Annotated in this window: 19 protein-coding genes and 1 tRNA gene; 6 read left to right on the top strand and 14 right to left on the bottom strand. The window is 69.9% G+C overall.

Annotated elements, in window-relative coordinates; all coding sequences use genetic code 11:
• Positions 1 to 126: 126 nt before the first annotated feature.
• From BMZ18_RS15380 to BMZ18_RS15365, 4 genes are all read right to left on the bottom strand, one after another.
• Complete coding sequence (locus tag BMZ18_RS15380) at positions 127 to 1,023, bottom strand: DUF3089 domain-containing protein (RefSeq protein ID WP_169817699.1); 897 nt, start codon at positions 1,021 to 1,023, stop codon at positions 127 to 129.
• Positions 1,024 to 1,354: 331 nt separating this feature from the next.
• Entirely contained in the window at positions 1,355 to 2,152 is a 798-nt protein-coding gene (locus tag BMZ18_RS15375; RefSeq protein WP_068360504.1) for a DUF3800 domain-containing protein, read from the bottom strand.
• Positions 2,153 to 2,507: 355 nt separating this feature from the next.
• Positions 2,508 to 2,583: transfer RNA gene (locus BMZ18_RS15370), tRNA-Arg, on the bottom strand.
• 46 nt (positions 2,584 to 2,629) lie between these two features.
• Positions 2,630 to 3,799: a PucR family transcriptional regulator gene (locus tag BMZ18_RS15365; RefSeq protein ID WP_068102787.1), complete on the bottom strand. Its 1,170-nt coding sequence runs from the start codon at positions 3,797 to 3,799 to the stop codon at positions 2,630 to 2,632.
• 283 nt (positions 3,800 to 4,082) lie between these two features.
• Here BMZ18_RS15365 and BMZ18_RS15360 point away from each other — a divergent pair, with 283 nt between their 5' ends.
• The gene (locus BMZ18_RS15360) at positions 4,083 to 5,033 is read left to right on the top strand and encodes an acyl-ACP desaturase (protein WP_068102785.1); all 951 of its coding nucleotides are present in this window, start codon (positions 4,083 to 4,085) and stop codon (positions 5,031 to 5,033) included.
• Between the two features lie 13 nt (positions 5,034 to 5,046).
• On the opposite strand, the gene BMZ18_RS15355 is transcribed toward BMZ18_RS15360, so the two are convergent.
• The 3 genes from BMZ18_RS15355 to BMZ18_RS15345 are packed head-to-tail and all read right to left on the bottom strand — an operon-like array spanning position 5,047 to position 6,685.
• Positions 5,047 to 5,373, bottom strand: coding sequence for a cupin domain-containing protein (locus tag BMZ18_RS15355; protein WP_068102784.1), 327 nt, complete (start codon positions 5,371 to 5,373; stop codon positions 5,047 to 5,049).
• A 32-nt stretch (positions 5,374 to 5,405) separates the two neighbouring features.
• Positions 5,406 to 5,891, bottom strand: coding sequence for a dihydrofolate reductase (locus BMZ18_RS15350; protein WP_068360507.1), 486 nt, complete (start codon positions 5,889 to 5,891; stop codon positions 5,406 to 5,408).
• Positions 5,888 to 6,685, bottom strand: a complete 798-nt coding sequence (locus BMZ18_RS15345) for a thymidylate synthase (RefSeq protein ID WP_068360510.1) — start codon at positions 6,683 to 6,685, stop codon at positions 5,888 to 5,890. The genes BMZ18_RS15350 and BMZ18_RS15345 overlap by 4 nt, the downstream gene beginning before the upstream one ends.
• A gap of 56 nt (positions 6,686 to 6,741) precedes the next feature.
• Here BMZ18_RS15345 and cobF point away from each other — a divergent pair, with 56 nt between their 5' ends.
• Complete coding sequence (gene cobF / locus BMZ18_RS15340; RefSeq protein ID WP_068360514.1) at positions 6,742 to 7,497, top strand: precorrin-6A synthase (deacetylating); 756 nt, start codon at positions 6,742 to 6,744, stop codon at positions 7,495 to 7,497.
• Positions 7,498 to 7,507: 10 nt separating this feature from the next.
• Positions 7,508 to 8,374 (top strand): Fpg/Nei family DNA glycosylase, encoded by an 867-nt coding sequence (locus BMZ18_RS15335; protein ID WP_068102776.1) that lies wholly within the window; start codon positions 7,508 to 7,510, stop codon positions 8,372 to 8,374.
• Here the strand turns inward: BMZ18_RS15335 and BMZ18_RS15330 are convergent, their stop codons facing one another.
• Positions 8,375 to 9,937 carry a carboxylesterase/lipase family protein gene (locus BMZ18_RS15330; protein WP_068360516.1) on the bottom strand — a complete coding sequence of 521 codons (1,563 nt, stop codon included), beginning with the start codon at positions 9,935 to 9,937 and terminating at the stop codon, positions 8,375 to 8,377.
• Positions 9,938 to 9,977: 40 nt separating this feature from the next.
• Between BMZ18_RS15330 and BMZ18_RS15325 the strand changes: the two genes are divergently transcribed.
• A complete protein-coding gene (locus BMZ18_RS15325; protein WP_068360518.1) occupies positions 9,978 to 10,559 on the top strand; it encodes a molybdenum cofactor biosysynthesis protein in 582 nt (193 codons plus the stop codon).
• Between the two features lie 5 nt (positions 10,560 to 10,564).
• On the opposite strand, the gene BMZ18_RS15320 is transcribed toward BMZ18_RS15325, so the two are convergent.
• Positions 10,565 to 11,998, bottom strand: coding sequence for a dihydrolipoyl dehydrogenase family protein (locus tag BMZ18_RS15320; RefSeq protein ID WP_068360523.1), 1,434 nt, complete (start codon positions 11,996 to 11,998; stop codon positions 10,565 to 10,567).
• A gap of 62 nt (positions 11,999 to 12,060) precedes the next feature.
• Here BMZ18_RS15320 and BMZ18_RS15315 point away from each other — a divergent pair, with 62 nt between their 5' ends.
• Positions 12,061 to 12,822: an SDR family oxidoreductase gene (locus BMZ18_RS15315; RefSeq protein WP_068360526.1), complete on the top strand. Its 762-nt coding sequence runs from the start codon at positions 12,061 to 12,063 to the stop codon at positions 12,820 to 12,822.
• Positions 12,823 to 12,830: 8 nt separating this feature from the next.
• On the opposite strand, the gene BMZ18_RS15310 is transcribed toward BMZ18_RS15315, so the two are convergent.
• From BMZ18_RS15310 to pgi, 4 genes are all read right to left on the bottom strand, one after another.
• The gene (locus BMZ18_RS15310) at positions 12,831 to 13,076 is read right to left on the bottom strand and encodes a DUF2630 family protein (protein ID WP_068102768.1); all 246 of its coding nucleotides are present in this window, start codon (positions 13,074 to 13,076) and stop codon (positions 12,831 to 12,833) included.
• A 38-nt stretch (positions 13,077 to 13,114) separates the two neighbouring features.
• Positions 13,115 to 14,422 (bottom strand): serine/threonine-protein kinase, encoded by a 1,308-nt coding sequence (locus BMZ18_RS15305; protein WP_082894869.1) that lies wholly within the window; start codon positions 14,420 to 14,422, stop codon positions 13,115 to 13,117.
• Positions 14,419 to 15,180: a crotonase/enoyl-CoA hydratase family protein gene (locus tag BMZ18_RS15300; RefSeq protein WP_068360529.1), complete on the bottom strand. Its 762-nt coding sequence runs from the start codon at positions 15,178 to 15,180 to the stop codon at positions 14,419 to 14,421. Before BMZ18_RS15300 ends, BMZ18_RS15305 begins: the two co-directional genes overlap by 4 nt.
• Positions 15,181 to 15,346: 166 nt before the next feature.
• Positions 15,347 to 16,990: a glucose-6-phosphate isomerase gene (gene pgi, locus BMZ18_RS15295; RefSeq protein WP_068360532.1), complete on the bottom strand. Its 1,644-nt coding sequence runs from the start codon at positions 16,988 to 16,990 to the stop codon at positions 15,347 to 15,349.
• Between the two features lie 102 nt (positions 16,991 to 17,092).
• Here pgi and BMZ18_RS15290 point away from each other — a divergent pair, with 102 nt between their 5' ends.
• Positions 17,093 to 18,580: an NAD-dependent succinate-semialdehyde dehydrogenase gene (locus BMZ18_RS15290; protein WP_244516558.1), complete on the top strand. Its 1,488-nt coding sequence runs from the start codon at positions 17,093 to 17,095 to the stop codon at positions 18,578 to 18,580.
• 14 nt (positions 18,581 to 18,594) lie between these two features.
• On the opposite strand, the gene BMZ18_RS15285 is transcribed toward BMZ18_RS15290, so the two are convergent.
• A complete protein-coding gene (locus BMZ18_RS15285; protein ID WP_068102759.1) occupies positions 18,595 to 18,885 on the bottom strand; it encodes a chorismate mutase in 291 nt (96 codons plus the stop codon).
• Positions 18,886 to 18,937 lie beyond the last annotated feature (52 nt).

The following is an 18,937-nucleotide window of genomic DNA, read 5'->3' as shown; positions in this document are numbered from 1 at the left end:
GGAACCGTCGAATGTCGTTCGGCGACAACCCGTCACCGGCAAGCAGTTGGTCCACGTGAATCCCCCCGAATTCGTGTCACCGACACCATGACACAGGGGTCCGACACGAAAACTTCGTCGAGCTGCCTACCGTGCGAGGAACGCCGCGCTCTGCGTCCGCACCAGGTCGACCAGGCTGTCCTGCGCGAGAGTGATGTCGAGTATATGCAGTCCCCACGTCGCGTCGGGCACGGTCGGGAGACCTCCGCTGACTCCACCCTCCACGCGCAGGACGTTGTCCGCGTCGCACCGCGCTGTGATGCCGGGAATCGGGCCACGCAGTGCCGTGGGGGCGGTGGAGCCGAGCGCAGCCGGGTTGGTGCACACGGCCGTCGGTCCGCCGTAGCGTGCGTCGGCGGGACGCGGGCGGTTGTAGGTGGAGTAGGCCACGAAGCATCCGGTGTCCCCGGGCGCGGAACACGGTGCGACGGTGCGGAAGTCGTCAGGGGTGATCGTCGCGCCGATGAGCAGTGCCGACACGAGATCGTCTCGTGCGGGGGTGGACTCGATGTCCTGCACCAGATTTCGCAGCATCCTGGTTCCCTGCGAATGGCCCACCAGGACGACGGGCCGATCGTCGCCACGGATCGCCAGGTACTCGTCCCACGCCGCTCGAATGTCGCTGTACGCCAGGGCGAGCGCGGCATCGCGAGACGGACCGTCGAGCGTTGCCAGGCTGCGTAGCGTCAGTTGGCGGTAGGTGGGTGCCCAGACGTTGCACACGTCGCCGAAGGGCCGCGCCTGGACAGCGGCCACGGCAGCCAGTTCGGGCGACGGCGCGCGATCGGCGTTGACCGATTGCTGCAGTGAGGCGGTGGGGTAGACGTAGAAGCAGTCGACCGGCTCGTCGCTGCCCCCGGCGCACGGTCCGGTGTCGCCGGGCCGACAGAGCCACGTCGTGGTCGCCGGCTCGGCGGACGCGACGGCGGTACACAGACCGAGCAGGACGGCGAGGGAGGCAAGGAGAGCGGCGAGTCGCGTCACCGCCGCATCGTAGCGGCGAAGAACGCCGAAGAACATCGTTCGCGCGGCCTTCGGGCATCTGGTGTCACTGCCGGAGGACGCCGCGCCTTTGTCGACTTTCGCCTAACCGCTTACCACGGGTTTTGCCGCCAGTTTGCGCACGGCGACTGGTCGCCTCGACCGCACCTGTTCGGTCGCGCAGTCAGTCGACGACCGCCATGACCTGGTTCCCGCTATGCAATGACACGGCGGTGCGCGTCAGATTGTGCTTGAATGTATTCGCTAGCTGATCCAGCCGCATGGCTGGGGTAGGTTAGCCGTCAAGGGGCACCCCCGAAAGGGGGTGTCCTCTTCACTTCGGGAACACATACAGACCGTCCCTACGCTCAGCCGAAACGGCCTGCATCCGGACTTCACCCAGGGAATCCCAGGCCGACGCGTCGCAAATCTTGGTTGTCCTACCCGACCTAGGATATACCTTTGCCGCCGCGGCGTAAGCGACGATATCAGCGAGCTGGATGAAGTAAGACTGTTGAGAATCGCGTGGTGTGGGGTCTTCTACTAGAAGCGGCGCGGACACCCTCTTGCCCGAGGCGGTCCATGTCACTCGCCGGAACTTGCGAACGAGCTTCCTGATGTCGTCGTCTTGGCCCTGATCGTGCACTATTACAATGGGAGCTCGGGTGGCTTCCGAACGCTTACGAAGGCGTTCCAGCAAGTACCGCCACGCCATGTCCAGAACATCGGTGTCCCGGTTCAGAAGCTTTTCTTTCTGAATGACTATCGCAAACGTTCCGGATGACAGTCGTGTCACCGCACGCAGGTGTCTCTGGTAGATGTCTCGCATCTGGCCGTCACCTAGGCCCAGTTCGCGATAAATCTTCTTCACACCCACAATGTGGTTGGCTTTGGCTTCCTGCCGCATCGGCACCCTGTATGTGTCGCGAATGGCTCGACGCATCCCAACGAGGTACTGCAAGCGGTCGTCCCATTCGTCGATCGGGACGAGTACACACGCGAGGGTGAAAGTCGGTGACCCTTTATCCATTCCGACATCGCCGGACTCGTCGATGTATGCGAACTCGACCGTCGGCGAACGAGCTGGGACGGTGAGGTTCGGAGACTGTTCGGATGGTGACGTCAGGGTCATCGATTCTCCTTGGTCATGCTGGTATCGAGCGACCTCGGGCGAATTCGATCCCCGGTGGTTGTGATCGGCTCTTCCCCTCGCGCGGCGTGGTGCACTCATGTCTCAACTGCCTCGGTGGCCCGGTCGGGTGTGCGTTCCGAGGGGATCTCGATCGAATTCAAGGATTTGTACCAGACGGGCAACACCGGAAGCGGGATAGCGTGGCCGGCGACGATGATGAGGCAAGAGCGAGGGTTTTCTCATCGGCCCCGGGCGAGGCGTGAGGGAACGCTCAGCAACTCGGGAACGGGCCGCAGCATCGCGGCACACGAGTTGTTTCGGTCGAGCCATCCGACCGGTGACTCGTGCCACTGGATGGTGCCCTCGGCAGGATTCGAACCTGCGACCTACCCTTTAGGAGAGGGTTGCTCTATCCCCTGAGCTACGAGGGCCGACCCGGCGTGCGCATCGCACTCTACCGGGTCGGCGCAGCCTCGATCATGCGCTGGGCGCGATGGCTTCCAGCTTCCGTGCCACCAATGCCGCCTGCAGGTGGCGCATGCCGGACGGGCGGGTGGGATCGAAACCGGTGAGGTGAGCGATGCGCTTGAGCCGGTAGTCGACCGTGTTGGTGTGCAGGTGCAACTGCCGCGCCGACCGCTGGCGGTTGAGGTCGTGGTGGATGTGGATCTCGAGGGTCTCGAGCAGTTCGGGGGAGTTGTCGAGCGGCGTCAGCACCCGCGAGAGGTACGCCCGGCCCGGTCCGGGGCGGGTGAGCTGGTACTCGAGCACCAGGTCGGTCATGCGGTAGACGCCGGGCGGCCGGCGCAGCTGCTGGGCGAGATCGAGGAGCTCGTGGACCTGGTCGGAGCTGGTGGGCACGTCGTTGGCCGCGCTGACGGCGACGGTCGCGGTCACGGGCGCGTCCGCGGCGGCGGACAGGCGGGAGACCAGGGAGGACACCCACTCGTCGTCGTGTTCGCCGGGGATGAGGATGGTGCCGCCCTCGGAGCTGAGCATCGACAACGGCGAGCGCTCGCAGGCCGTCGCCAACTCCGCCTGAACGCGGCGCAGCTTGCGACGCGCGACGATGGGCCGCGGGAGCGAGGGGTTGGACTCGTCCGCGTGCGCGCCGATCGAGACCGCGAGCACGGTGTAGCAATCGGCCAGCTCGATACCGGACTGGCGGGCGACCGAGCGTGCGTTGTGGCCGCTGAGGAGTGCGGTGACGACGGTGTGGGCTGCCGTGTGGTGCTCGCTGGCCACGGCCTGCAGCTCGTCGACGTACGCGGCGGACGCCGCGGTGGAGATGCGATCGAACAGCCCGACGAAGGCCTTGGCCGCCTTGGCCAGCTGCGCGGTGCCGTTGTTCGCCGCCCGCTCGGCCACCAGATCCCACCCCATCTGGACGCCCTCGTGGTACGCCGCGAGTACCGCCCTTAGCGGGACGCCCTCACGCGCCCACTGGGCGGCGCGCGCACCGAGCTCCGCGATGTCCTGGTCGGTCGGTGCGGTGCTGTCGGCGGCCCCTACGGCCAGCGATAGACACGCGGCGGTCAACTCGGTCACGTCGGCCCGCAGCGACACGCCGGCCGAGGTGCCCCGAGAGGCGGGTGCGGGCGCGGCGGTGCGGCGAGGGGCGTTGTCCAGCGTGTTGTCGACACTCACGTGCAGGGTTCCTTCCGTCGACCGGGATCATCGGCATCCGGGACCGGAGGCGGTCCCGACGGCCTGAAACGGGGCGTTGGTTCAGATTGTAGGGGTAATACCGGGACGTAAAGTGGTTAACGTCCGATTGACGGGGTGGCTGTGATGGCGTCCAGCGGCCTTGCGCGCGTGCTGCGATGTTTCCCAACATCACCGCAAGGTCTCGATGCGCGTCGTCACCCGCTCCTAGCGTCGAGTGCCGGCGCCTGTTCTCGGCGCTGACGACAATCCGGGGGGAGACGACATGCGACCGCTGTCTCAGATCGAACTGCTGCGCGAGCTCGAGCCGGTGGCCGAGGCGAATCTCGAGCGCCACCTGGACCTGGCCAAGCCGTGGAACCCGCACGACTACATCCCGTGGAGCGACGGCCGGAACTTCGCCATGCTGGGTGGGGACGACTGGTCTCCGGAGCAGTCCACCCTGTCCAAGGTGGCCAAGGCGGCGATGGTGACCAACCTGCTGACCGAGGACAATCTGCCGTCCTACCACCGCGGCCTGGCCGAGAACTTCTCGATGGACGGCGCCTGGGGCACGTGGGTGGGGCGCTGGACCGCGGAGGAGAACCGCCACGGCATCGCCATGCGCGACTACCTGGTGGTGACCCGCAGCGTCGATCCCGTGGCTCTGGAGCAGGCCCGTATGGAGCACATGACGGTCGGCATCGATTCGCCGATGGAGGGCGCGAACCTGCTCCACGGCGTCGCCTACGTGACGTTCCAGGAGTTGGCGACGCGGGTGAGCCACCGCAACACCGGCAAGGCCTGCAACGACCCGATCGCCGACGCACTGCTGGCGCGCATCGCCGCCGACGAGAACTTGCACATGATCTTCTACCGGAACATGTGCGCGTCGGCGATCGAGCTCGCGCCCGATCAGACGATGAAGGCGATCGCGGACGTGGTCATGAACTTCCAGATGCCGGGACTGAACCAGCCGGACTTCCGCCGTAACGCGGTGCTGATCGCCAAGTACGGCATCTACGACCTGCGCCAGCACCTCGACGAGGTCATCATGCCCGTGCTGCGGAAGTGGAAGCTGTTCGAGCGCACCGACTTCGGGCCCGAGGGCGAGCGTCTGCGCGAGGTGGTCGCGGACTTCCTGGCCGACCTCGAGAAGCAGGCGGTGAAGTTCGAGGAGTCCCGCGACCGCGCGCTCGCCCGCGAGCGCGAACGCGGCGAGGTGCTGTCGGTCTGAGCCGGTTCGCGACCTACATCGCGACGGTCAACAGGAAGGCGACGTCCTCGACGGCCTCGACGCTGTGCCGCGCGTCGGGGACGACGAGGAGGTCGCCGGCCGAACCCTTCCACGACTTGTCACCGCTGCGGAGCTGCAGCTGACCGCTGAGCACCAGGACGGTCGACTCGCCGTTGAGATCGTGCTCGGCGAGCGACTGCCCGGCGGACAGTCCCACCACGGTCTGACGCAGGCTGCGCTGGTGGCCGCCGTACACCGTCTGCGAACTGCGGCCACTCGTGGCGGACTGCGCGAGCTTCAGCTGCTGCCGCGCCACGGCGGTCAACGATTTCTTGTCCATACCGTCCGAGTATCACGGACGGCGCGCCGCAATCAGCGAGAACGACGGTGGTAGCGCACGAATCGATACCCGACGCCCGACGTGCTCTCCTGACTGTCGCCTGCGTCGGCGACGAACTCGTCCGGAATTTCGGGAGCGACCGCGTCGCCGCCGTCGACCTCCAGATCCAGCTCGGTCACCTCGAGCACGTCGGCGTGCGGGAGGGCGAGGGCGTAGATCTCGGCGCCGCCGATGATCCAGGTGTCGGTGCCGCCGAGGAGCGCCTCGTCGAGCGACGCCGCTCGGGCCGCGCCCTCGGCGGCCCACGACGCGTCCCGACTGAGCACGATGTTGGTGCGGCCGGGCAGGGGTCGGAAGCGGTCGGGCAGCGAGTCCCACGTGCGTCTGCCCATGACGACGCGGCCGCCGGCGGTCACCTCGCGGAAGTGCGCCATGTCCTCCGGCACACGCCAGGGGATGCCGCCGTCCCGGCCGATCACGCCGTGGCGATCCTGCGCCCAGATCAGCCCGACGGTCACACCGCCACCGGTGCCTTGATGGCGGGATGGTGCCGGTAGTCCAGTACGTCGACGTCCTCGTACGTGTAGTCGAAGATCGAGTCCCGCGGCGCCAGCCGGAGCGTCGGGAGCGGGTACGCCGCCCGGGTGAGCTGCTCGCGCACCTGCTCGACGTGGTTGTCGTAGATGTGGCAGTCCCCGCCGGTCCACACGAACTCGCCCACCTCGAGCGATGTCTGCGCCGCGACCATGTGGGTGAGCAGCGCGTAGCTCGCGATGTTGAACGGCACCCCGAGGAACATGTCGGCGCTGCGCTGGTAGAGCTGGCAGGAGAGTTTGCCGTCGGCGACGTAGAACTGGAAGAACGCATGGCACGGCGCCAACGCCATCCGCGGGATGTCCGCGACGTTCCACGCCGAGACGACCATGCGTCGGGAATCGGGATCACTTCGGATCGTGTCGATCACCTGCGAGATTTGATCGATGTGCTCGCCCGACGGGGTGGGCCAACTGCGCCACTGCACCCCGTAGACGGGGCCGAGATCGCCGTCGGCGTCGGCCCACTCGTCCCAGATGCTCACACCGTGCTCACGGAGGTACGCCACGTTCGACTCGCCCCGCAGGAACCACAGCAGCTCGTGCACGATGGACTTGAGGTGCACCCGCTTGGTGGTCACCAGCGGGAACCCCTCGGCGAGGTCGAACCGCATCTGATGACCGAAGACACTGCGCGTGCCGGTTCCCGTGCGGTCGGACTTCGGGGTGCCGTGGTCGAGAACGTGGCGGAGCAGATCCTCGTAGGGCGTGGCGGCCATGCGACCAGACTAGGCGCGCAGCCACCGGACCAGGCGCGCACCCTAGGCTGGCCCGAATGAGGCTCCTGCACGTCATCGGCATCGGCGCCGGCGATCCGGACCAGGTGACGGTGGCGGCCGTGAAGGCGATGAACGAAGTCGACGTCTTCGTGCTGATCGACAAGGGCTCGGCCAAGCAGGAATTGGTCGACGTCCGCACCCGCATCCTCGACGAGCACATGCGTCGTCCTCATCGGGTGGTGGAGTTCGTCGACCCGCCGCGGGACCGCACGCCGCGGGACTACGACGCCGCCGTCGACACCTGGCACGACGCGCGGGCGCGGGCCCTCGGCGACCTCCTCGACGCGGAGCCCGACGATGCCGTCGGCGGCATGCTCGTGTGGGGTGACCCGTCGCTCTACGACAGCACCCTGCGCGTCGTCGACCGGGTCCGTGCCCGGCTGGACGATCCGTTCGAGGTCCGCGTCACCCCGGGGGTGACCAGTCCGTCCGCCCTCGCCGCCGCCCACGGCACGGTCCTCAATCGCGTCGGTGAGCCGGTGCTCACCACCACCGGGCGGCGGCTACGCGAGGACGGCGTGCCGGACGGTGTCGACGCCGTCGTCGTGATGCTCGACTCGGACTGCGGATTCCTGGCACTGCCGGACTGGCACGTCCACTGGGGAGCGAACCTCGGCACGCCGGACGCCGTCGTGCTGGCCGGCCGGGTGTCGGACGTCGGCGAAGAGATCGTGCGGGTGCGCGCGGACCTGCGGCGACGCGCGGGGTGGGTCATGGACACGTACCTGGTCAGGCGGCCGCTCGGTCGTTAACCTCGGGTCGGTGCCGGAATTACCCGAAGTGGAGGCCCTCGCGAGCTTCCTGCGCGACCACGCCCTCGGAGCCGTGATCGGACGCATCGACGTCGCCGCTCTCAGCGTCCTCAAGACGTTCGATCCGCCACTGACCGCGATGCAGGGGCAGGACGTGACCGACGCCGCCCGGTTCGGCAAGCACCTCGGGGTGCAGGCCGGTGGCCTGTGGATGATCACCCACCTCTCGCGCGGCGGGTGGCTGCGCTGGACCGACAACCCGTCGTCGGCCGCACCCAAGCCGGGGAAAGGGCCGCTGGCGCTGCGCGTGCACCTGTTCACTCCCGAGGGGTCGACGCCGGCGTTCGACCTGACGGAGGCGGGGACCCGGAAGCGGTTGGCCGTGTGGGTGGTGCGTGATCCGAACGAGGTGCCGGGCATCGCCCGCCTCGGTCCCGACGCGCTCGCGGTGGGCGAGCCGCAGTTCGCGGATCTGCTGCGCGCGAAGAGCTCTCGGCTCAAGACCGTGCTGGTCGACCAGCAGGTGCTGGCCGGGATCGGCAACGCCTACAGCGACGAGATCCTGCACGCGGCGCGGCTGTCGCCGTTCGCCACGACCGGATCCCTGACCGACGAGGCCGTGCACGAGCTGTACGAGACCATGCGGCGGATCCTGCTCGACGCGGTCGCGCGATCGGTGGGTCAGGACGCCGCCCGGCTCAAGGGCGAGAAGCGGTCTGGTATGGCCGTGCACGCCCGCACCGGCGAGGCGTGCCCGGTGTGCGGCGACACCGTGCGCGAGGTGTCCTACGTCGACCGCTCGTTCCAGTACTGCCCGACGTGTCAGACCGGCGGCCGCATCCTGGCCGACCGCCGGCTCTCCCGCCTGGTCAAGTAGCTACCCGGCGGAACTGGACCGGAAGTCCTGGGACGACTCGTCGGACGCCGCGTCCCAGCCGTCGAAGCCCTCCCACGCCGCACGGCGCTCCCCGAGCGGATCGTTTTCCATCCGCGAGGTCGTGTCGAGGATGCGAGTGGCGCGCTGGGGCACCTCGTACCGGGTCCACTCCGCCCCCGGCTCGCCGGTGGCGGCGAACGCGAGCCACTGACGCTGCACCTCGTCGGTGATGCGGCGGGCACTGCCCCAGTCGCCGAGAATCGTCATCAGCTTGCCGAACCGCGACCGATACGCGCCGAACACGGCGAGGAGTTCGGACCCGTGAGTGGCGTGCAGCTTCAGCAGGTCGAACAGCCGGGGCGCGTAGTCGTAGCGATACACCCACGTCGGTGCGTGCTCGGAGTGCGCGTCCGCGAGTTCGAGCGACGGTCGCCAGAACGTGATGTCACCGCCGAAGTCGATGGCGGACAAGCCCTTCGGGTATCCGGGGTACTGCGCGAGGATGCGGTCCTTCGCCGACGGATCGGTGGCGGCGAAGAAGGCGTCGATCCGGGGAGCCTTGGTGAGCAGCGCGTCGAGGAAGCGCGAGAAGAGAGTGCCCTCGTGTTCGTTGCTGCCGATGATCATCGGAACGTCGTGCGCCGCGCCGGACCGGTACGCCTCGAGCGGGGCGGTGGGCACCACGTCGCCGTCGACGTTGGGGCCGAACGGGATCAGTCCCGGCGTCTCTTTCAGGACCTTCGCGTTGAGGCGACGCGACGCGTCCACGAGATCCTTGCTCGACGCGTTCTGCAGCACGCCGACCGCGGTCTCCTCGGTCCCGCCGAGCAGGCGGACGAAGTCACGGGCCCAGCCCTCGCTGCGCTCGCGGGTGGCGACCATGCCGGGCGCGGAACTCTGCGAGATCGCGCGGTGGAAGAGACCGCGCGCCGACGGGGTGGCCACCAGCGTGGTGACGGCGTTGCCGCCGGCGGACTCGCCGAAGAGGGTGACGTTGTCCGGATCGCCGCCGAACGCGGCGATGTTGCGCTGCACCCACTCGAGCGCGGCGATCTGATCGCGCAGACCCAGGTTGCCCTCGAACGGACGCTCGGGCGTCGAGAACTGCCCGAAGTTCAGGTATCCGAGGGCGCCGAGGCGGTAGTTCATCGAGACGTAGACGACGTTGCCCCGCCGCACCAGCGACGAGCCGTCGTACAGCGACGTCGCGGAGGTCCCCACCAGGTACGCGCCGCCGTGCACGAAGACCATCACCGGTCGCGGCGTGGTGGAGCGCGTCGTCGGTGCCGTGACGTTGAGGGTGAGGCAGTCCTCGCTGGCCTTCTGCCCGCGCACCGGGCCGACCGGGGAGCGCGCGGTGTCCTGGATCGACGCGTCGCCGTACCGGGTGGCGTCGCGCACCTCCGTCCACGGCTCCACGGGCCGGGGCGCACGGAATCGCAGCGGTCCCACCGGCGGCGCGGCGTACGGAATACCGCGAAAGAGCGAGAGCGACCCGCGGGTGAGTCCGCGGATCGGCCCGTCGGCGGTGGTCACGATGGTCTCGGTGTCTCCCTGCCCCATTCGGCCGACTGTACGTGATGCTGCGTTACATTCACCGACGATGACGTTCACCTATCCGCTCGAGATCGTGCAGCTGCTCGTGGCGCCGTCACATGCCTATTTCGGACGCAGCGCGGACGGGCCCGCCGACGTCCCCACCCTGTTCCCGGAGTCCGTCGAGGTCGTCGAGGGCAAGGGCATCCGGGGCGACCGGTTCTTCGGGGTGCGTGCGCACACCGAGGCGGCCGTCAGTTTCCTGGCGATCGAGGCGTGGGAGGCGGCCACCGCCGCGGCGAACGGCGCGCCCCGGGAGGGCGAGCACGGCGCTGTGTCGGTGGCCCGACGCAACATCGTCACGCGTGGGCTCGAGCTGGATCCGCTCCGCGGCGAGGACTTTGCCGTCGACACCGGCGACGGTCCGGTGCGGTTCCGCGGCGGACGCCCGGCGCACCCCTGCGCGTGGATGGACCGCATGGTCGTCGACGGCACCCGCAAGGCCCTGATCGGCCGGGGCGGACTGCGCGCCGGCGTCCTCGGATCCGGCGTTCTCCGCGTCGGTCCGGGCGTCGTGCACTCGCCCGTGCCGCTCGACGCCGCTCGCGCCGCGGACTCGGTGCGGCGTGCGCAGCCGCTGGGGCACTAGCCGGTCTACTGCTCGCGCGCCTCCTCGAGGAGCCGCAACCAGATCTCGCTCGTCGTCGGGTAGGACGGAACCGCGTGCCACAGCACGTCCAGCGCAACCGTGCCCACGACGGCGACGGTGGCCGAATGCAGGATCTCGGCCACCCCCTGCCCGACGAACGTCGCACCGAGCAGAGTGTCCGACGCCCGGTCGATCACCAATTTCGCGTGACCCGAGAAGTTGTCCTGCCGAAGCGAGGAGCCGGCCACGGCGATGTCGGTCTCGACGGTCCGTACGTCCCGTCCCGCCTCCCGTGCGGCCGCTTCCGTCGGCCCCACCGACGCCACCTCCGGCGTCGTGAACACCACCTGCGGAACCTGGCCGTGGTCGGCAGTCGCCCGGTGCCGACGGGAGTCGGTGGGGCGGCCGTCCGCGCGGGCGGCGATCACGTCGCCGCAGACGCGGGCCTGGTACTTGCCCATGTGGGTGAGCAGCGCACGTCCGTTGACGTCCCCCGCGGCGTACAGCCAGTCCCCGACGGCGGTCAACGCGTCGTCCACCGGCACGGACTCGCCCGGGGTCAGCCCGACGGTGTCGAGTCCGAGATCGTCGGTCGCCGGACGACGTCCGGCGGCCACGAGGATCTCGTCGACCTCCACGGTCTCGGTGCCGGCATCGGACTCGATCGTCACCGTGGCCGGCCCGCCGTGGACACGGCCGTAGCCGGTGTCGCGTGCGTCGGGTCGGTCGACTCGCCCGATCGTGGCTCCGGTGCGGATGTCGGCGCCCGCCGCGGTCAGCGCGTCGGCCACCGCGGTCCCGGCGAACGGTTCCGCGGTCCCGAGCAGTCCGCTGCGCACCACCATCGTCACCCGTGCGCCCAGCGCCAGCAGCCACGTGGCCGACTCGCAGGCGACGACGCCGCCACCGAGGATCAGCACCCGGTCCGGCACCTCGTGCAGGTTGGTGGAGTCACGCGAGGTCCACGGACGCGCCTCCCGCAGACCCGGAATCGGGGGCACGGCGGCGGTGGTACCGGTGGCCAGCACCACCGCGTGACGCGCGGTCAGCGTGCGGTCACCCACGGTCACCGTCTTCTCGCCGGCCAGCCGGCCGTGCCCGCGGACCACGTCGATGCCGGCGCTCTCCGCCCACTCCACCTGGGACGAGTCGTCCAGACCGTGCGTGTAGGAGTCGCGGCGTGCGAGCACCGCGTCCGCGTCGAGCGTGCGGTCCCCGACCAGCGAAGCCACCCCCGGCATGTTGCGTGCCTGGTCCAGCACCGACCCCGGCAGCAGCAGCGCCTTGCTCGGCATGCATGCCCAGTAGGAACACTCGCCGCCCACCAGTTCGTGCTCGACGATCACCGCGGTGCGATCGGAATTCGCGACGGCGTACTGGGCGGCGTTCTCGCCCACCGGCCCGCCACCGAGCACGATCACGTCGTAGATGTCGGTCATCTCAGGGGTCCTCCGGGTCGATCGGGCGAATGGTGGATCGGGCGTCGGTATAGGTTCGCCCGATGGGGAGAACGCGAATCGTGATCACGGGAGCGAGTTCGGGACTGGGCGAAGGGATGGCCCGGCGGTTCGCCGCCGAGGGCCGTGACCTGGGGCTGTGCGCTCGGCGCCTGGATCGGCTGGACGCGCTGCGGGACGAGCTCGTCCGCGCTCACCCCGGCATCACCGTCGCGGTGGCGGCCGTGGACGTCACCGACCACGCCTCGGTGGTCGACGGCTTCGCCGCGCTCCGCCGGGAGCTGGGCGGCATCGACCGGGTCATCGTGAACGCCGGGCTGGGCAAGGGCGCGCGCCTGGGCACGGGAGGCGCGGACGCGAACCTCGAGACCGCACGCACGAACTTCGTCGGCGCCATCTCCCAGATCGAGGCGGCGCTGGCGGTGTTCCGGGAGCAGAACGCCGGTCACCTGGTCCTGGTCTCGTCCATCAGTGCCGACCGCGGGCTCCCGGGCTCGAAGGCGGTGTACTCGGCGTCGAAGGCCGGGGTCTCGGCCCTGGGCGAAGCGCTGGTCGCCGAACTGCGCGGCACGCCGATCCGCGTCACCACTCTGCTGCCCGGGTACGTCGCGACCGACATGTCGGCGCGCGCCGGCGACACGGGCCGGATGATGTCGACGCTCGACGCCGGGGTGTCCGCGATGGTCGACGCCATCGAGAAGGAAGTCACGCGGGCGGCGTTGCCGGGACTCACCTGGCGGGCGGTGGACGTCGTCCTGCGGGTGCTGCCCCGGCGTCTGACGGATCGCCTGGTCGGATCCGCCTGACCGAGCCGTCACTGCAGGTAGTTCTCCACCTGCGTGACCGGTTGCGCCTCCGCGTCCTCCGGCGCGAGCCCGGCGTCGCGGCGAGCGCGCCGCCGACGCAGCAGGTCCCAGCACTGATCCAGCGACTCCTCGATACGCTGCAGCTCCGCGCGCTCCTCGGCCGGGTCGATCTCCCCGGATTCCGCGCGTGCGCGGAGCCGATGCTCGGTGTCGATCAGCTCGGTGATCCGGGCGTGCAGATCCTGCTCGGCCATGAGGGGGTCCTTCCGTCGAGAGTGAGCGGACGGTCCGCTCACCAGAACCGTGGCGTCAACTGGTGCCGCGCGGCGGCAGCGGTGACGGCCTCGCGTACGGCGGCCGAGGTGTGTGCCGCCGTGGGGTCGGTGACCACCACCGACACCGTGTACGTACCCGCGCATCGGCTGACGTATGCGGAGAGCACCGTCGGCGACGCTGCGGCCTGGTCCCAGCGCAGCCCCGGGTGGATCGCCCGAGTGGCCACCCGCTGGGCGGTGATCCCACCGATGTGCCGCACCGCGTCCGGGAGGTCGCCGATGTTCGAGCACAACGCATCCCGACGACCGGTGGACGGCGCCAACGCCGCGGCCCACCGATCGGGGACGACGTGGAGCAACTCGTCGGGAAATCCGGCGGGGGCCGTCAGCGGGTGCCGGTAGGCCGTGCGGGCCGCAGCGCGCACGTCCGGCAGCGGGGTGTCCGGCGCCGCGCGGACGGCGGTGACGGACAGGGCGTTGGCGCCGCCGGCCTCGACCCGCATCGGCACCCCGAGCGTGACGGGCGCACCGTGTCCGCGCCGCAGCAGGTCCACCACCCCGGCGACGATCGAGAGGAACAGCACGTTGGGGGTGCCGCCGTCGCCCTGTGCCCGCGCCTCGAAATCGGCCGCCGGCACGTCCGCGACGACGGAGACGGGCGCCCAGCCCACCGGCGGCGTGCGGGGGACACTCCGACCGGCGGCGCCAGGGGTGCTGCGCGACGCGGCCAGGTATCGGCGCAGGTCAGCACGGCGGTCGGGATCGACCCCCAACGATGCCGACGCCGCGGCGGTCCGCCCGATCACCCGCCCGAGCACGGTCGCGGCGTCCCGGAGATCAGCGGCTCCGGTCTCGTCGGAGTGCTCGTCGTCGACCAGGTGGCTCGGCTCGGGACGGGCGTCGGAGACGGCCGCCGTGGCGGCCGCGATAAGACCGCGGGCGTCGGCGACCACGTGGGAGCAGACCACGGACACCGCCGTCCCGGTGCCGTGGGGCGCGGCCGACAGTCGCCACCCCGGACCGAACTCCGGGTCGAGCGGCACGTCGGCGCAGTGGTCCGCCCAGGCCGCGACGTCGGTGATCGGGTCGCTCCACGTCACCCCGGCCGGGTCGGTCGCGCGCACCCAGCGCCGCCGCGCGCCGGGAATCCGGGGGCGCACGATGCGCACTCCGAGCGCGCCCTGGCCGAGCTCGAGGTCGGCCCGGTCGAGCGCCGCACGGTCGATGGGCTCGTCGAACACCCAGATGCCCTGCATGGCAACGGGTATGCCGTATCCGCGGTGGGTGCGCAGGAAAATCTCGTCGACGACGGACAGTCGGGTCACTCGGCGGGCGCTCCGTGCCGACCGGCCCCGGCGGTGAATCGCTGCACGCCGGCGGCGGCGTCGGCCAGCGAGATCGCCCCGTGCCGGAACTCGGCGACGATCGCGTCGGCGGTGCTCAGTCCGTTCTGCTCGAGCACCGACAAGCGGTCACGACGCAGGCACGTCTGGGGGAGGGCGGCGAGCTGCTCCGCGAGTTCCTCGGCCGCGGCGCGCGCGGTGCCCGTCGGGACCACGCGGTTGGCCAGCCCGAACGACAATGCCTCGGCGGCGTCCACCGAGCGGCCCGTGAGGATCATGTCCATCGCGCGCGACTCGCCGATGAGCCGCGGGAGCCGGACCGTGCCGCCATCGATCAGCGGCACCCCCCACCGACGGCAGTAGACCCCGAAGACGGCGTCCTCCTCGACCACCCGCAGGTCGCACCACAGCGCCAGTTCCAGACCGCCGGCGACGGCGTGGCCGGCGACCGCGGCGATCACCGGCTTGGACAGCTCCATCCGGGTCGGTCCCATCGGTCCGTCACCGTGCTCGGTGGCGACATTCGATCGGTCGGTCCCCAGCGCCTTGAGATCGGCGCCCGCGCAGAAGGTGCCACCCGCACCGTGGAGGACGGCGACGGCGGCGGTGGGGTCGGCGTCGAAGTCCTCGAACGCGGCGACCAGTTCCGCCGCGGTGGGCCCGTCGACGGCGTTCCGGGCATCGGGACGATCCAGGATGACCGTGACCACCGGGCCACGGCGTTCGACGGTCACGTTCATGACACGACCGTACCGCCGACCGCCATCCAACGTGACTGTTCACGAACGGTTTCCGACGAGTTCGCCGCCGGGTGTAACGCGGGGCCACGCCGTGACGACATGGTGAGCGAGACCGTGCCGGTCCGTCAGACCCCCGACCCGACGGACCGGCGCGGTCTCGTCTCGTTCAGCGCCCGCGGGCCGCCCGGTACCACCGGACCAGCGACGCGGTCGAGGAATCGAGATCGTCGCCCGGCCCCGCCTCGTCGGTCAGGACGGGCGTGAGTTCCTGCGCCTGCGTCTTGCCCAGCTCGACGCCCCACTGGTCGAACGAGTCGATCCCGAAGATCACGCCCTCGACGAACACCTGGTGCTCGTACAGCGCGATGAGCTGGCCGACCACGGACGGCGTGAGGCGCGGCGCGAGGATCGACGTCGACGGCCGGTTGCCGGGCATCACCTTGTGCGGCACCAGCTCGGCCGGGGTGCCCTCGGCGGCGATCTCCTCCGCCGTCTTCCCGAACGCGAGCACCTTCGTCTGCGCGAAGAAGTTGCTCATCAACAGGTCGTGCATGCTTCCGGTGCCGTCGGCCGTCGGGAGGTCGTCGGTGGGTTCGGCGAATCCGAGGAAATCGGTGGGAACCAGCCGGGTGCCCTGGTGCAGCAGTTGGTAGAACGCGTGCTGGCCGTTGGTGCCGGGCTCGCCCCAGAAGATCTCGCCGGTGTCGCCGACCACCGGGGACCCGTCGAGCCGCACGGACTTGCCGTTGGACTCCATGGTGAGCTGCTGGAGGTAGGCGGGGAAGCGGGCGAGGTCGTCGGAATACGGCAGCACCGCCCGCGACTGCGCGCCGAAGAATTCGGAGTACCAGACGCCGAGCATGCCCAGGATCAGCGGCGCGTTCTCCTCGAGCGGGGCCTCGCGGAAGTGCGTGTCGACGCGGTGAAAGCCGTCCAGGAACTCCCGGAACCGGTCGGGTCCCACGGCGATCATCACCGACAGCCCGATCGCGGAGTCCACGGAGTAGCGCCCGCCGACCCAATCCCAGAAGCCGAACATGTTCGCGGTGTCGATGCCGAAGTTCCCGACCTTCTCGGCGTTGGTGGACACGGCGACGAAGTGCTGCGCCACGGCGTCGTCACCGAGCGCGTCGGTCAGCCACCGCCGCGCCGCCGTCGCGTTGGTGAGCGTCTCGAGGGTGCCGAACGTCTTGGAGGCGACGACGAACAGCGTCGTCGCCGGGTCGAGATCGGCGAGGGTGCCGACGAGATCGGCCGGGTCGATGTTGGAGACGAAGCGTGCGGTGATGCCCGCGTCGACGTAGTGGCGCAGCGCGGCGTAGACCATCACGGGACCGAGGTCCGACCCACCGATGCCGATGTTGACCACGGTGCGGATGCGCTCGCCCGTCGCGCCGGTCCACTCGCCGCGGCGCACTCGATCGGCGAAGTCGCTCATCCGGTCCAGCACCTCGTGGACGTCGGCGACGACGTCCTGGCCGTCCACCTCGAGGGTCGCCTCGCGCGGCAGCCGCAGCGCGGTGTGCAGGACCGCGCGGTCCTCGGAGACGTTGATGTGCTCACCGGCGAACATGGCGTCGCGACGACCGGGCACGTCGGCGGCCCGCGCGAGATCGACCAGGGCAGAAAGGGTTTCGCGGTCGACGCGATGCTTGCTGTAGTCGACGAAGAGATCGCCCACGGTGACGGTGAGGTCGGTGCCGCGCGTGGGATCGTCCGCGAAGAGGTCCCGGAGATGGCGGTCGGCCAGCGCGGTGTGGTGGTCGGCGAGTCGGGCCCGGACGGCATCGGTGGGGGTGTCGGCGCTCATGACTCGACCCTAATCGTGTTCGCCGCGAGCGGTCGGGGTATGACTGCGGGACGAGGGTGGTGTGCGAACGCGGTGCCCACCTGCACGACGTGAGGAGACGGTGTGTCAGCAACGGCCGAGGTGACCGAGGAGCAGAGCCGGCGGGAGCGCGAGTTGATCGCGTCGGTGCCGACCAGGCTGTGGGTGGGGGGCGAGCAGGTCGACGCCGAGAACGGTGCGACGTTCGAGGTGCGCGACCCGTCGACGGGCGAGGTGCTCACCTCGGTGGCCGACGCGAGTCCCGCCGATGCCGCTCGGGCGCTCGACGCCGCGGTCGCCGCGCAGAAGGGGTGGGCCGCGACGCCCGCTCGCGAGCGCGGCGAGATCCTGCGTGCCGTCTTCGAGTCCATCTCGGCGCACGCGGAGGACATCGCTCTTCTGATGACGCTCGAGATGGGCAAGGCGTTGGCCGAGAGCAAGGCCGAGGTGAAGTACGGCGGCGAGTTCTTCCGGTGGTTCTCCGAGGAGGCCGTCCGGATCGCGGGGCGGTACACCCCGGCGCCCGCCGGGAACGGTCGCATCCTGGTGACCAAGCAGCCCGTCGGCCCGGTGCTCGCGATCACGCCGTGGAACTTCCCGCTGGCGATGGGCACGCGCAAGATCGGTCCCGCTCTCGCCGCCGGCTGCACGATTCTGGTCAAGCCCGCCTCCGAGACCCCGCTCACCATGCTCTATCTGGCGAAGCTGATCCAGGACGCGGGTCTGCCCACCGGCGTGCTGTCGGTCCTGCCCACGTCGAAGTCCTCGGCGGTCACCGGGCCGCTGCTCGAGGACCCGCGGCTGCGGAAGCTGACGTTCACCGGATCCACCGAGGTGGGCCGGATGCTGGTGGAGAAGTCGTCGGCGAACCTGCTGCGGACGTCGATGGAACTCGGCGGGAACGCGCCGTTCGTGGTGTTCGACGACGCCGATCTGGACGCGGCCGTCGAGGGCGCGATGCTGGCGAAGATGCGCAACGGCGGCGAGGCCTGCACGGCCGCCAACCGCTTCCACGTCCAGAACTCGGTGCGCGAGGAGTTCGTCGCGAAGGTCACCGAGAAGATGAAGGCGATGACGCTGGGGCGCGGCAGCGATCCGGACACCAAGCTCGGCCCGCTGATCAACTCCGACCAGCGCGACACGGTCGCGGAGCTGGTCGACGACGCGGCGTCGAAGGGGGCGACGGTCGCGCTCGGCGGGTCCGTCCCCGACGGCCCGGGCTGGTTCTATCCGGCCACCGTGATCACCGACGTTCCGGGCGACGCGCGCATCCTCGCCGAGGAGGTCTTCGGACCCGTCCTCGCGGTACAGGGCTTCGAGACCGAGGACGACGGCATCGCCGCGGCCAACGACACCGAGTTCGGCCTGGCGTCGTACATCTACACCGAAAGCCTCGACCGTGCGCTGCGGGTGGCGGAGGCGGTCGAGACCGGCATGGTGGGCGTCAACCGCGGCGTCATCTCCGACGCGGCCGCGCCGTTCGGCGGCATCAAGGCCTCCGGCTTCGGCCGGGAGGGCGGCAGCGAGGGCATCGAGGAATACCTGGAGACCAAATACATTGCGCTGCCCTAGGCAGCGCCGGGCGCTCAGCCCAGGCGACCTCGGCCGAGGCGCAACAGCAGCATCGCGAGGGTGTGGCCCTCCTGGCCGAGGTCGCTGAAGCGCTGCAGCACGGCCATCTCGCGGGTGTGGACCAGGCGGGGTCCGCCCTGCGCCATGCGGGTGCGTCCGATGATCTGGGAAACCTCCGACCGGCGCTTGACGGCGGCGAGGATCTCCGCGTCGAGGCGGTCGATCTCCTTGCGCAGCTCGGTGATCTCGGCCTCGGTGGTGGGAACGTCGACGCCGGTGTCGTGGGTGGTGTGCGAAGTACTCATGTCGATTCCTCCTGTCACGACGTGTGTCGCGCGTCTCGGTGACTCCGTTACC

It is taken from the genome of Rhodococcoides kroppenstedtii (assembly GCF_900111805.1).
In the GTDB taxonomy this organism is placed as follows: Bacteria; Actinomycetota; Actinomycetes; order Mycobacteriales; family Mycobacteriaceae; genus Rhodococcoides; species Rhodococcoides kroppenstedtii.
Note: the sequence above shows the minus strand (reverse complement) of the source record. Positions and strands in the feature narration are given on the sequence as shown.